At 62.1% G+C, this 12,343-nt stretch carries 13 protein-coding genes; 8 read left to right on the top strand and 5 right to left on the bottom strand.

The window, feature by feature from the left end; genetic code table 11:
• The first annotated feature begins 206 nt into the window (after positions 1-206).
• From ACLH0H_RS01770 to ACLH0H_RS01745, 6 genes are all read left to right on the top strand, one after another.
• Positions 207-929: a GntR family transcriptional regulator gene (locus ACLH0H_RS01770; RefSeq protein WP_411380743.1), complete on the top strand. Its 723-nt coding sequence runs from the start codon at positions 207-209 to the stop codon at positions 927-929.
• Complete coding sequence (locus ACLH0H_RS01765; protein ID WP_411380742.1) at positions 926-1,714, top strand: SDR family oxidoreductase; 789 nt, start codon at positions 926-928, stop codon at positions 1,712-1,714. Before ACLH0H_RS01770 ends, ACLH0H_RS01765 begins: the two co-directional genes overlap by 4 nt.
• A gap of 66 nt (positions 1,715-1,780) precedes the next feature.
• Positions 1,781-2,713 carry a 3-keto-5-aminohexanoate cleavage protein gene (locus ACLH0H_RS01760; RefSeq protein ID WP_169376459.1) on the top strand — a complete coding sequence of 311 codons (933 nt, stop codon included), beginning with the start codon at positions 1,781-1,783 and terminating at the stop codon, positions 2,711-2,713.
• A 61-nt stretch (positions 2,714-2,774) separates the two neighbouring features.
• Entirely contained in the window at positions 2,775-3,653 is an 879-nt protein-coding gene (locus ACLH0H_RS01755; protein WP_411380741.1) for an SMP-30/gluconolactonase/LRE family protein, read from the top strand.
• 74 nt (positions 3,654-3,727) lie between these two features.
• On the top strand, positions 3,728-5,050 hold the full coding sequence (locus ACLH0H_RS01750) for an MFS transporter (protein ID WP_186693157.1): 1,323 nt from the start codon (positions 3,728-3,730) through the stop codon (positions 5,048-5,050).
• A gap of 55 nt (positions 5,051-5,105) precedes the next feature.
• The gene (locus tag ACLH0H_RS01745; RefSeq protein ID WP_186693154.1) at positions 5,106-6,431 is read left to right on the top strand and encodes an MFS transporter; all 1,326 of its coding nucleotides are present in this window, start codon (positions 5,106-5,108) and stop codon (positions 6,429-6,431) included.
• Here the strand turns inward: ACLH0H_RS01745 and ACLH0H_RS01740 are convergent.
• Complete coding sequence (locus ACLH0H_RS01740; protein WP_165448104.1) at positions 6,386-6,562, bottom strand: hypothetical protein; 177 nt, start codon at positions 6,560-6,562, stop codon at positions 6,386-6,388. The two genes, ACLH0H_RS01745 and ACLH0H_RS01740, sit on opposite strands and share 46 nt — an antisense overlap.
• A gap of 128 nt (positions 6,563-6,690) precedes the next feature.
• On the opposite strand from ACLH0H_RS01740, the gene ACLH0H_RS01735 reads away from it, so the two are divergent.
• Entirely contained in the window at positions 6,691-7,614 is a 924-nt protein-coding gene (locus ACLH0H_RS01735) for a LysR substrate-binding domain-containing protein (protein WP_411380740.1), read from the top strand.
• Between the two features lie 49 nt (positions 7,615-7,663).
• Positions 7,664-8,026, top strand: coding sequence for a 5-carboxymethyl-2-hydroxymuconate Delta-isomerase (locus tag ACLH0H_RS01730; protein ID WP_411380739.1), 363 nt, complete (start codon positions 7,664-7,666; stop codon positions 8,024-8,026).
• 3 nt (positions 8,027-8,029) lie between these two features.
• Here the strand turns inward: ACLH0H_RS01730 and ACLH0H_RS01725 are convergent, their stop codons facing one another.
• From ACLH0H_RS01725 to ACLH0H_RS01710, 4 genes are all read right to left on the bottom strand, one after another.
• Positions 8,030-8,965 (bottom strand): LysR family transcriptional regulator, encoded by a 936-nt coding sequence (locus ACLH0H_RS01725; protein ID WP_411380738.1) that lies wholly within the window; start codon positions 8,963-8,965, stop codon positions 8,030-8,032.
• Positions 8,966-9,101: 136 nt separating this feature from the next.
• A complete protein-coding gene (locus ACLH0H_RS01720) occupies positions 9,102-10,289 on the bottom strand; it encodes a cyanate transporter (RefSeq protein WP_411380737.1) in 1,188 nt (395 codons plus the stop codon).
• Between the two features lie 463 nt (positions 10,290-10,752).
• Positions 10,753-11,367, bottom strand: a complete 615-nt coding sequence (locus ACLH0H_RS01715) for an NAD(P)-dependent oxidoreductase (RefSeq protein WP_411380736.1) — start codon at positions 11,365-11,367, stop codon at positions 10,753-10,755.
• A gap of 32 nt (positions 11,368-11,399) precedes the next feature.
• Positions 11,400-12,266 carry an MBL fold metallo-hydrolase gene (locus tag ACLH0H_RS01710; protein WP_411380735.1) on the bottom strand — a complete coding sequence of 289 codons (867 nt, stop codon included), beginning with the start codon at positions 12,264-12,266 and terminating at the stop codon, positions 11,400-11,402.
• Between the last annotated feature and the right edge of the window lie 77 nt (positions 12,267-12,343).

The following is a 12,343-nucleotide window of genomic DNA, read 5'->3' as shown; positions in this document are numbered from 1 at the left end:
CTTGTTTCGCTTAAGACCTGGGATATTGGCTGACACATTTAGAAATGATAAGTGAAAAATTTGGATTGATTGATGTTTGATAGTTATCAATCAACCGTGGAACAAAAAGCTCATTGCTCCTTACGCATCGAACGGGAAACTATTTGACATATTTGATTTGTGATCACATATTGAGGCCATAAGAACGACAACACAGGTTTTGCCTCATGACAGATGGACCGCTCCTCCTGCCCACCCTGCGTCAGGTTTCCCGCGATACCTTGCAAGACCAGGTCTATCGCCAGATCCGCGAAGCGCTGATGAGTGGCCGCTTCCAGCCGGGCCAGAAGCTCACCATCCGCGGCCTCGCCGAAGCCCTCGGTTCCAGCCCGATGCCCGTGCGCGAAGCGCTGCAACGCCTCAGCGCTGAAAACGCGTTTGAAGTCACCGAGACCTCCCGTCTGCGCGTACGCCTGATGACGGTCGAGCGCCTGCGCGAAATTCGCGATGCACGGGTCGCCCTCGAAGGGCTGCTGGCCGAAAAGGCCGTGCTGCTCCTGCAAACAGCTGACCTCGACGAAATCACCGACCTCTGCCGGCAGATGCAGCACGCCGCCGACGAGGTGGACGTGTCTCGCTATCTCTGGACCAACTTTGCTTTTCACCGGCGCATTTACGCGGTGGCCCAGGCCGAGTTGACCATGGCGGCCGTGGAAAACTTCTGGCTGCACATGGGCCCGTGCTTTGCGCTGGTCGCCCCGGATAAAGCTCACCTGCAACGCTCGATGGAAGCGCACACGCGCATCGTTGACGCCTTGGCCGTCCGTGATGGCGCCGGCGCGCGTGCAGCGGTGACCGACGACATCATGCAGGCCGCCGATTCCCTGGCGCGCCTGCTCGTCAAGAGCGACCGTAAGCGGTCGTCTGTTTCAGGAGGTAAACGTGCATGAATGTCCTACAGCGGCTGCAGCCCTATCCTGGGTTACGTGTGTTGATTTCCGGCGGGGCTGCCGGTATCGGTGAAGTGCTGGCGGCGGCGTATCTGGAAGCCGGTGCCCAGGTGCATGTGTGTGATGTGAACGAGCCGGCCCTGGCCGCGTTTCGCGACAAATACCCAGGCACCGTCGCCACCCACGCCGACGTCAGCGATGCCGCGCAGATCGAAGCGGTGTTCACCGTGCAGCGAGAACAGTTCGGCGGCCTCGATGTGCTGGTCAACAACGCCGGAATCGCCGGGCCCACCGGCGGTATCGATGTGATCAGCGATGCCGAGTGGCAAGCCACCATCGATATCAATCTCACCGCGCAATACCGCTTTGCCCATCACGCGGTGCCGATGCTCAAGCAATCGTCCCACGGCCATCTGCTGCATATCGCCTCGGTGGCGGGGCGCTTGGGCTACGCCTGGCGCACCCCGTATGCGGCGACCAAATGGGCGATTGTCGGCTTGATGAAATCCCTGGCTTCGGAGTTGGGCGAGAGCGACATCCGTGTCAACGCCCTGCTGCCCGGCATCGTCGAAGGCCCGCGCATGGATGGCGTGATCCGCGCCCGTGCCGAACAGGTCGGCGTGCCCGAAGCCGAGATGCGCCAGGAGTACCTCGACAAGATTTCCCTGAAACGCATGGTCACCGCCGAAGACGTGGCCGCCATGGCCCTGTTCCTCTGTTCGCCCGCCGCCCGCAACGTGACCGGCCAGGCGATCAGCGTCGACGGTAACGTCGAGTACCTGTAAGCCACGCAAGACTCATTGCGCTGTACCCAGGATTTTTTTCATAAGAATAAAAGTCGGAGATTCGTCATGTCCAAAAATCGTCCTGTCATCATCACCTGCGCCGTCACCGGTGCGATTCATACGCCGTCAATGTCGCCGCATTTACCGATCACCGCGCAGGAAATTACCGATGCCGCCCTCGGCGCCGCGCAAGCTGGCGCGGCGATTGTCCACCTGCATGCCCGTGACCCCATCGATGGCCGCCCGAGCCAGGACCCGGCGCTGTTCGCGCAATTTTTGCCACAGATCAAGGCCGCCAGCGACGTGGTGATCAACATCACCACCGGCGGCGCACCGACCATGGGCGTGGAAGAGCGCCTGCAGCCGGTGATGCAGTTCAAGCCGGAATTGGCCTCGCTGAATATGGGATCGATGAACTTCGGCCTGTACGAAATGCTCAACCGCTTCACCGAGTTCAAGCACGACTGGGAGCGTCCGTACCTGGAAGAAAGTGACGACCGGATCTTTCGCAACACCTTCCGCGACATCACCCATATCCTCAATGCCTGCGCCGAGAACCGTACCCGTTTTGAAATCGAGTGCTACGACATTGGCCACTTGTACACCGCCGCGCACTTCCTGGAGCGCGGCCTGCTCAAGCCGCCGTTGTTTATCCAATCGGTGTTCGGCCTGCGCGGCGGCATCGGCGGGCACCCGGAAGACCTGGCACACATGCGACGCACCGCCGACCGCCTGTTTGGCGACGACTATGTGTGGTCGATCCTCGGCGCCGGCCGTGGGCAAATTCCGCTGGCGACCATGGGCCTGTCCATGGGCAGCAACGCACGAGTCGGCCTGGAAGACTCGCTGTGGGATGGCCCGGGCAAGCTGGCGGCGTCGAACGCCGACCAGGTGCGGCGCATTCGCACGGTGATCGAGGCGCTGGGGCAGCGCGTCGCCACACCGGACGAAGCGCGGGAAATCCTCGGGCTCAAAGGGCGCGATCAGGTCAACTTTTAACCACAAAAGGTCGTGCCGTAGCGCGACCTGAATCCCGCACAACAACAATAAGGGGATCACCATGCGTATCGAAGTGCTTGTCGACGTCAAGACCACCCTGGGCGAAGGCCCGGTGTGGGACGTCGAGCAACAACGCTTGTACTGGATCGACAGTGCCGACGGCCGCATCCTGCGCTGCACCGAGGACGGCCGCGAACTGCGCGCCTGGGAGGTGGGCCAGAAAATCGGCTCCATGGCCCTGCGCCACAGCGGTGACAGCGCCATCGTCGCCCTGCAAAACGGCGTGCACACCCTCGACCTCAAAAGCGGCGACCTCAACCTTATCATCGACCCGGAACCGCACCTGCCGGGCAACCGCCTCAACGACGGCAAGGTCGACCGCCAGGGCCGCTTTGTGTTCGGCTCGATGGATACCTCGGAGGACAGCGCCAGCGCCAGGCTTTACCGTCTGGACGCCGACCTGAGCCTGCACACCCTGGACGAAGGCATCATCGTGTCGAACGGCCCGTGCTGGAGCCCGTCGGGAGATACCTTCTACTTCTGCGACACCTGGTCCGGCGAGATCTGGGCCTATGACTACGACCTCGCTACCGGCAACGTCAGCCACCGTCGCACCTTCGCCAAGGTCGATACCCGCGAGGGTGGCGCCGCTGACGGCTGCACCGTGGACGCCGAAGGCTGCCTGTGGCAAGCGCTGGTCTACGCCGGAAAGCTGGTGCGCTACACCCCTGATGGCCAGGTCGACCGCATCATCGCGATGCCGGTGAAGAAGGTCACCAGCCTGACCTTTGGCGGGCCGAACCTCGACACCCTGTTTGTGACGTCGATGGCCAAGCCGCCGCTGCCGCGTTTTCCGGCGGACGGCCAGCAGCGCGGCGCGCTGTTCGCCATCACCGGGTTAGGCGTGCAAGGAATAGCTGAGCGACGGTTCGCCAGCTAGCGCGTTTTTTTCAATAAGGCATATTCCTTCGCAACCTTGCGTCAGTGCGCGCCCTCGCGCGCCTGGAGAGGCTCATGGCAACTTTAAAAAAAGCGTCGCTGCGCAGCATTCACCGGCATTCCTGGGTATCGCTGCTGGTCTGCTGGATGATCTGGATCCTCAACGCCTACGACCGTGAGATCGTGTTGCGCCTGGGGCCGACCATCTCCAAGCATTTCGATTTGTCCGCCGACCAATGGGGCACCGTGGCCACCGTGGTGATGCTGGCGCTGGCCCTGCTCGATATCCCCGGCTCCATGTGGAGCGACCGTTATGGCGGCGGCTGGAAACGCGCGCGCTTCCAGGTGCCGCTGGTACTCGGCTACACGGCGATCTCGTTTCTGTCCGGCTTCAAGGCATTGAGCGGTAACCTCGCCACCTTTATTGCCCTGCGCGTTGGCGTCAACCTCGGCGCCGGCTGGGGCGAGCCGGTGGGTGTGAGCAATACCGCCGAATGGTGGCCGGTAGAGCGTCGCGGGTTTGCCCTGGGCGCGCACCATACCGGCTACCCGATCGGCGCCATGCTCAGCGGGATCGTCGCGAGTTTTGTCATCACGGTATTTGGTGAAGAGAACTGGCGCTACGTGTTCTTCTTTGCCTTCGTCGTGGCGCTGCCGCTGATGATCTTCTGGGCGCGTTATTCCACGGCCGAGCGCATTACCGCGCTGTACGTCGACATTGCCGCCAAAGGCATGACCCCGCCGGACAATGCGCCGGCCAGCCAGGTCAAGGGCGAGGCCTGGCGTACCTTTGTCGCCACCTTGCGCAACCGCAATATCGCCCTTACGGCGGGCAATACGATGCTCACCCAGGTGGTGTACATGGGCGTGAATATCGTGCTGCCGGCCTACCTCTACAACATCGCCGGGCTGTCGCTGGCCGAGTCGGCGGGCATGAGCGTGGTGTTCACCCTCACCGGGATTCTGGGGCAACTGGTGTGGCCGTCGCTGTCGGACATCATTGGCCGGCGCACCACCCTGATCATCTGCGGGCTGTGGATGGCGGCAAGTGTGGGTGCGTTCTACTTCGCCAACACCCTGACGTTGATCGTCGTGGTGCAACTGCTGTTCGGCTTGGTCGCCAACGCGGTGTGGCCGATCTACTACGCCGTGGCCTGCGATTCGGCCGAGCCGTCGGCGACGTCGACCGCCAACGGCATCATCACCACGGCGATGTTCATCGGTGGCGGCCTGGCGCCAGTGCTGATGGGCAGCCTCATCGCCATGGGCGGCGGCTGGACCACGCTGCATGGCTACACCGTATGTTTCTTCGTGATGGCCGGCTGCGCCCTGGGCGGCGCACTGCTGCAACTGTTTTCCCATCGCCCCCAGGCGCTGGCCGTGCAACTGGACTCCTAGAACAACACCGATGCGCCCCCCGGCCCGGCCGGCGGGGCGCCAAGAGGAATTGCCGATGACTATCGCCACCCCCGCCCGCGAGCCGCAGGCGCTGAATAAACTGATGTTCGTCAAGCTGATGCCCTTGTTGATCATCGCCTACATCTTGAGCTTCCTGGACCGCACCAACATCGCCCTGGCCAAGCATCACCTGGACGTCGACCTGGGCATCTCCGCCGCAGCCTACGGGCTGGGCGCGGGGCTGTTTTTCCTGACCTATGCGCTGTCGGAAATCCCCAGCAACCTGATCATGCACAAGGTGGGCGCGCGGTTCTGGATCGCGCGGATCATGGTGACCTGGGGCCTGATTTCGGCGGCGATGGCCTTTGTGCAGGGCGAGACTTCGTTTTACGTATTGCGCCTGTTGCTGGGCATTGCCGAGGCCGGTCTGTTTCCCGGGGTCATGCTCTACCTCACTTATTGGTTTAACCGTGAACAGCGGGCGCGCGCCACCGGTTATTTCCTGCTCGGCGTGTGCTTCGCCAATATCATCGGCGGCCCGGTGGGCGCAGCGTTGATGCGCATGGACGGCCTGCTCGGGTGGCACGGCTGGCAGTGGATGTTCCTGCTCGAAGGCCTCCCGGCCGTGGCGTTTGCCTGGGTCGTCTGGCGCAAACTGCCGGACCGCCCGAGCAAGGCGCCGTGGCTGTCGGCAGAGGAAGCGCGCGGGATCGAACAGCGCATTGCCCTGGAAGCCGAAGAGGGCGCGGGCGAGGGCGGCCACTCGTTGAAAAACTGGCTGACCCCACAAATCCTGCTGGCGATCTTTGTGTATTTTTGCCATCAGATCACCATTTATACCGTGATCTTTTTCCTGCCGAGCATCATCAGCAAATACGGCGAACTGAGCACCATGAGCGTTGGCTTGCTGACCTCATTGCCCTGGATCGCGGCGGCGCTCGGTGCGGTATTGATCCCGCGGTTTGCCACCACGCCGGGGCGTTGTCGTCGGTTGTTGGTGACCGGCCTGCTGACCATGGCGTTGGGCCTGGGCATTGCGTCGGTGTCGGGGCCGGTCTTCAGTCTGCTGGGTTTCTGCCTGTCGGCGGTGATGTTCTTTGTCGTGCAATCGATCATCTTCCTGTACCCGGCTTCGCGCCTCAAAGGCGTTGCACTGGCGGGCGGCCTGGGCTTCGTGAACGCCTGCGGGCTGTTGGGCGGGTTTGTCGGGCCGTCGGTGATGGGCGCGATCGAGATGAGCACCGGCAACGCAATGAATGGCTTGAAAGTGATCGCGCTGGTGCTGGTGGTGGCCGCGCTGGCGGCGTTGCGCCTGCGTCAGGGGCAGGAGGCGTCTCAGACCAGCAGCGACGTGGGGAACCCCCAGGCCAGCACCAGGTAAGCCACGACCGCCGCCAGGCATAAACCGACAAAGACGCGCAGCAGTGTCCTGGCGGTGGGGTGAGTGATGAACTTGATGGCCCAGAGCAAAACCCCGCCGAGCAGGACGCTTAAGGCAAGAATGACCAGCACGGTGATGTTCCCGGTGACGTTCGAGAGCTGATTTATAATCGCAAAGCCTGTCGATGAACAGTGTGCACATAGACGCAGGCCCCCGCGCTTTCTAAACTGCGGCTTGTCTTGGAGAAGGGCAGGCGCCGATGAATCGCAATGAATTACGCAAGGCCGACATCAACCTGATGGTGGTGTTCGAAGCGCTGATGCTCGAGCGCAACGTAACGCGGGTAGCGGAGAAACTGTTTCTCGGCCAACCGACCATCAGCTCGGCCCTCAACCGCTTGCGCACCTTGTTCAACGACCCGCTGTTCATTCGCGTCGGCCACCGCATGGAGCCCACCGCGCGCGCCGAGGAAATCATCCAGCACCTGTCGCCGGCCCTGGATTCGCTGTCGTCGGCCCTGAGCCTGACCCACGATTTCGACCCGTCCGTCAGCACCATGACCTTTCGCATCGGCCTCTCCGATGATGTCGAGTTCGGCCTGCTGCCACCCTTACTGCGCGCCCTGCGCCAGGAAGCGCCGCAAGTGGTGTTCGTGGTGCAGCATGTGGACTACTGGCGCATTCCCGACCTGTTGGCATCCGGCGACATTACCGTTGGCATCACCCAGACCCGTGGCCTGCCGGCGAATGCCAAGCGCAAGCTGCTGCGCCATATCCGCCCGCGATTGCTGCGTGCCGATGCGTCGGACACGCCACTGACCCTTGACGAATATTGCGCACGGCCCCACGTACTGGTTTCCCACACCGCCAACGTGTCGGGGTTTGCCGATGAATGGCTGGCGGAAATCGGCCGCAAGCGCCACGTGGTGCTGTCGGTGCCGCAATACAGCGCGCTGCCGGCCTTGCTGGCCGGCACCGACCTGATCGCCAGCCTGCCGGATTACACCGCCGAGGCCATGGCAGTGTCGGGCCAGCTGTTCTGTGAGCCATTTCCATTCGAGACGCCGACCCTGGATTTGTCCATGGTCTGGCTCAGCCATGTGGACACCGACCCGGCCGAGCGTTGGGTGCGTTCGCGGCTGGAAGCTTTCATGAGCGATCGAGGGTTGGCGACCAAAGTCTGATTCGCGTGGTATATCTAGACGTCTTCCTACAAAAAACTCGGAGCGATCCATGCCACACCTGCACCTGGAATACACCGCCAACCTCACAGAATTGTCCGTTGAGAAGACCCTGTTGCGGCTCAATAACGTGCTGATGGCGTCTGGGCAGTTCGGTTCCGAGTTCGATATCAAAAGCCGTGCGATCAAGGTCGAGAGTTTCCAGGTAGGCACGTCCCTCAACCCGCGCGGGTTTATCGCGGTCAAGCTGTCGCTGCTCAGTGGGCGCTCACCGCAGGTCAAGCAGCAGCTATCGCAAAGCCTGCTGGCGGCGTTGCAGGACATGGGCGACTGGCCGGCGGATATCCAGGTGCAACTCAGCGTGCAGTTGGTAGACATGGATCGCGAGTCCTACAGCAAAGTCGCCATTGGCTGAGGGCTACAACAACCCCTGGTCCGCGCACACCTTCACCACCTGCTCACGAAACCAGGTATTGGCAGTGTCCTGTTCACTGGTTTCATTCCACTGCATCTCCAGCGTGAACCCCGGCAAGCCGTGGGGCGCTTCGCAGTGGGCGAACGTCGTGGCAGGTGCCAGCAGCTTTTGCACGCGGCGTGGCAGCGTGACGACACAGTCGGTGCCGGTGATCATCTTCAAGGCCGCACCGTAGCTGTTGGCGCGGGCGATCACCTGGCGCTTGTGGGCTTGGCGCGCCAGCCAACCGTCGATCATGTTGGTGTCGGATGTCCACGGCGTGGGGAACACATGGCGCCGCTCGACGAAGGCTTGCAGGCTCAACGCCGGCTCTTGCGGTGCCGAGCGTTTATCGAACACGCACACCAGTTCGTCCTCGAGCAGCATCTGGCTGCGCAAGTCCTTATGGGCGCGGTGGAAGTGGGGGCCGAAGCAGATCACCAGGTCAAGGCGGCCTTGGCGCAGGTCGTCGGCGGGAATCTCGGTTTCCAGTTTCTGCACGTTGACGATGACCGGCAGGTTGGCGCGGTCGAAGTGTTTCAACAGGCGCGGCAGGATCAACTGTTCGAAATATTCCGGCGCGCACAGGTTGAAGGCCACGGCCTTCTGCGTCGGGTCAAAGGCTTGGCCACCGGCGTGGCACAGGTTGATGCTTTCCAGGATTTTCTGCACATGGCCGTACATGGTGGTGGCCTTGTACGTCGGGCGCATGCCCGCGCGAGTGTTGATAAACAGGTCGTCTTCAAAGCTGGTGCGCAGTTTCTTCAGGCTATAGCTCACGGTGGACTGGCTGACAAACAGCGTTTCAGACACCTCGGTAACGCTGCGTTGGTCATAGACGGCGATAAACACCATCAAGTCCTGCATATCGAGCTTTCTGAGCAAGTTGCTGTTTAACATCGGTTTCGTCCGTAAACCCGTTGTACCGAACTCAGTACAAGACAGCGCAAAAGCTTACGGAACGAACGTGCCAATAGAAAGCGCTGTAGGGTGTTTCCATGTTCGCAGTGGGACAAATTATGTTTGCAACACGACGTCAGCGGATATGCCGTGCGTAATGCTGCGGGTTGAAACGCGTGACGATCAGCAGCATCACCACGATCACGGCGGTCAGCGACCACCAGGCCCACTCGAAGCTGCCCAATTGGTCGCGGATCATTCCGGCGATCAGCGGCGACAGCCCGGCAATCAGGTAACCCACGCCTTGCACGAACGCAGTGAGGCCACCGGCGCGGCGCGGGTTGTCCAGGTGGTCGAGGGACAGGATCAGGCTCATCGGGAACAGGCCGCCGATGCCCAGGCCCAGCAGGCAGGGCCACAACAACGTCAAGTGTCGAGGGCTCAGAATCAGGCCGCAGAAGCCCAGGATGATCAGCACCAGCAGCACGGCAACGACACCACGTTTATCCCGGCGGCGATTGGCGATGGCCGGTGTGATCAAGCCGGAAACGACTTCCATTGCCGTCAGAAAACCCAGCAGCAAGCCGGCGTCCTGTTCGCTCCAGCCTTGCTCCACGTAGTACGGCGCCAGCCAGGCCAGTACGCAGGTGTAGGACGCGGTGCCGAGGCCAAAAAACACGGCGAGCAGCCAGGCTCGCCGATTGCCGGAAAATGCGTCCTGCGCGCCGGTGTCGGCTTGGGGCAGCGGCGCCAGCACCGAGCGCTGCGCCAACCAGAACACCCACGCCAGCAACGCGAGCACCGCCCAGATGGCCAGGCCGGTGCGCCAACTGCCGGTCTGGGCCTGCACCAACGGTGCGAACGACGCCGCCAGCGCCGCGCCGCCCATGATCGCGGTGACATACAGCCCCATGAACAGCGAGACGTTGTCGCTGAACCGCGACTTGATCAGCGCCGGCATCAACGCCTGGATCATCGCGATCCCCACGCCGGCCGCGATGGCGCTGACGATCAACTCCAGCGCCGAATCCAGCCACAGCCGCGACAGCGTGGCCACGCCAATCACCACCAGCGACACCCCTATGCTGCGGTGTTCGCCAAAACGCCTGGCCAGGCCCATGCCAAAGAACATCGCCAAGCCCATGGCCATCACCGGCAACATGGTCAGCAATGCGGCGCTGCTGAAGCTCAATGGCACGTCGCCGCGAATCGATGAGAGCAGAGGCCCCACGGCGGCCATCGACGGGCGCAGGTTGAGCGCGACCAGCACGACGCTGATCATCAGCCAGAGGGCGGTGGTGGGTTTGGCGTGAGCGGTCGTCATGGGCGGGCCTTGAAAGAACAAGGGTGAATCAGGCCATGGGCGCATGCGGGGGCGCAAATGAGAAAGTCGTTGGGGCTATTGAAAAATCACTGGCTGGCTGAGACACCGCCGAGCAATGTGGGAGCTGGCTTGCCTGCGATAGCCATAGGTATCTACACAATTTTCAGAGGCTAGCGAATTCCCCTGTGGCGAGCGGGCTTGTCCCGCGTTGGGCTGCGCAGCAGCCCCAAAACCAGGCGCAGAGGAGAGTCTGATACTCCGCATTCGTCTTCATAGGGGCTGCTGCGCAGCCCAACGCGGGACAAGCCCGCTCGCCACAGAAGCCCCTGTTCACTAGGTTTCAGCGTCGAGCCAAAGTTGTGTAGATACCTATGCTGCGATAGCGGTGGATCAGTCAGCACATCATTGACTGACACACCGCTATCGCAGGCAAGCCGGCTCCCACAGTTTTAACCGCGTTCTGTCAGTAGCCGACGGTGAAGCGCTGGCGCGAGTGCTTGGGTGTTTCTACCTCATCAATCAACGCAATCGCATAGTCAGCAAAACTGATCCAACTGCGACCTTCACTGCTCACCAGCAAATCATCCTGGCCTACACGGAATGTACCGGTGCGCTCGGCCTCAACGAACTCCGCCGACGGCGACAGGAAGGTCCAGTCCAGCTCCTTTTCCTCACGCAATGCATCGAGAAACGCAGCGCCCGCGCTGGCTTCGGCTTTGTATTCGGCCGGGAAGCCCGCGCTGTCGATCACCCGCCCGCCACCCGGCAGCAACAGCGAACCGGCGCCGCCCACCACCAGCAGGCGTTTTACCCCGGCTTTCTTTACCGGCCCGAGCACGGCACGGGCGGGCAGAGTGGCGAAGTGTGCGGCGCTGATCACCACATCGCTGCCGCTCACGGCGTGTTGCAGGGCTTCGGCGTCCAGTGCGTCGACCTGTTTGACGGTGACGCCAGGGCGCGCGGCCAGCTTGCTGGTATCGCGCGCGATGGCCACGACGCTATGCCCGCGACGCAGCGCTTCTTCCAGCAGTTGGCTGCCGGCACGGCCGGTGGCCCCGATGATTGCGATCTTGCTCATGACGTTCTCCAGTACGTTAGGGTTTAAACCATTCACCACTTCATTTCGCCCTTGGCGACTTTGGCGCTCAGTTCCAGCGAGCTTTCGTCGGCGAGGGTGGGGTAACGCTTTTTCATCGCTGCGATCAACGCGGCGGAATCCTTGGCCTTGGCTGTCTCGATGTCGAAGGCCTTGATGTAATCGGCGGTAAAGACCACGGCGGCCGGCGTCGGCGTGCCCAGGTAGTGGCCTGGAATCACTGTGCGTGGCTTGAGCTGTTCGATGCGTTGCAGGGTGGCGAGCCAGTCTTTGTGGGATTGCGCGCTCTGGGTGTCGGCCATCCACAGGTGGATGTTTTCAGAGACCACCACACCGCCAACCACGGCCTTGATCGACGGGATCCACACAAAGCTGCGCTCCGGCTGCGGGCCGTCCAGGCCGATCACGTCCAGCGGTTGGCCTTCCAGGCTCAGGCTGTGACCCTCGAGTACTTGCGGCACGAGGGTTCTGGCCGGTTTGTCGGCGCCCATTTTCGGGCCCCAGAACGCGAGCTTGTCGGCCATGGTCGCGTTGATGTGGTCGACTACCGGTTGGGGTGCCAGCACCTTGGCGTCGGGAAACGCGGCGGTGAGGGTGTCGAGGCCGAAGTAGTAGTCCGGGTCGCCATGGCTGATGTAGATAATGGTGAGGTGTTTGCCGCTGGCGCGAATCTTCTGCACAAGCTGCTCGGCCTGGCCTTTGCCGAATTGTGCGTCCACCAGGATCGCATCCTTGGCGCCGCTGACCAGCACCGAGCTGACCGGGAAGATCGCTGCTTCACCTGGGTTGTACACGTCCAGGGTCAGCTCGGCTGCTGCCGCGTGCGCGGCGAAGGCCAGGGCGGCGGTTGCCAGGGTCAGGCGCTTGAAGGTTGAGAACATCGGGCAGCTCCAGCATAGGTATAAGGATGCACAGAGCTTAGTTGCACAAAACCAGACTAAAAATGCGATGCTGGGAC

The organism is Pseudomonas sp. MPB26, from assembly GCF_046605355.1.
Classification (GTDB): domain Bacteria; phylum Pseudomonadota; class Gammaproteobacteria; order Pseudomonadales; family Pseudomonadaceae; genus Aquipseudomonas; species Aquipseudomonas cedrina.
The sequence above is the reverse complement of the archived record's forward strand: the minus strand, read 5'-3'. Positions and strand labels throughout refer to the sequence as shown.

Coding starts and splice junctions, on each gene's coding strand:
- ACLH0H_RS01745 (WP_186693154.1), top strand. CDS start 5,106: ATGACTATCGCCACCCCCGCCCGCGAGCCGCAGGCGCTGAATAAACTG.
- ACLH0H_RS01720 (WP_411380737.1), bottom strand. CDS start 10,289: ATGACGACCGCTCACGCCAAACCCACCACCGCCCTCTGGCTGATGATC.
- ACLH0H_RS01750 (WP_186693157.1), top strand. CDS start 3,728: ATGGCAACTTTAAAAAAAGCGTCGCTGCGCAGCATTCACCGGCATTCC.
- ACLH0H_RS01755 (WP_411380741.1), top strand. CDS start 2,775: ATGCGTATCGAAGTGCTTGTCGACGTCAAGACCACCCTGGGCGAAGGC.
- ACLH0H_RS01735 (WP_411380740.1), top strand. CDS start 6,691: ATGAATCGCAATGAATTACGCAAGGCCGACATCAACCTGATGGTGGTG.
- ACLH0H_RS01725 (WP_411380738.1), bottom strand. CDS start 8,965: ATGTTAAACAGCAACTTGCTCAGAAAGCTCGATATGCAGGACTTGATG.
- ACLH0H_RS01760 (WP_169376459.1), top strand. CDS start 1,781: ATGTCCAAAAATCGTCCTGTCATCATCACCTGCGCCGTCACCGGTGCG.
- ACLH0H_RS01730 (WP_411380739.1), top strand. CDS start 7,664: ATGCCACACCTGCACCTGGAATACACCGCCAACCTCACAGAATTGTCC.
- ACLH0H_RS01770 (WP_411380743.1), top strand. CDS start 207: ATGACAGATGGACCGCTCCTCCTGCCCACCCTGCGTCAGGTTTCCCGC.
- ACLH0H_RS01765 (WP_411380742.1), top strand. CDS start 926: ATGAATGTCCTACAGCGGCTGCAGCCCTATCCTGGGTTACGTGTGTTG.
- ACLH0H_RS01710 (WP_411380735.1), bottom strand. CDS start 12,266: ATGTTCTCAACCTTCAAGCGCCTGACCCTGGCAACCGCCGCCCTGGCC.
- ACLH0H_RS01715 (WP_411380736.1), bottom strand. CDS start 11,367: ATGAGCAAGATCGCAATCATCGGGGCCACCGGCCGTGCCGGCAGCCAA.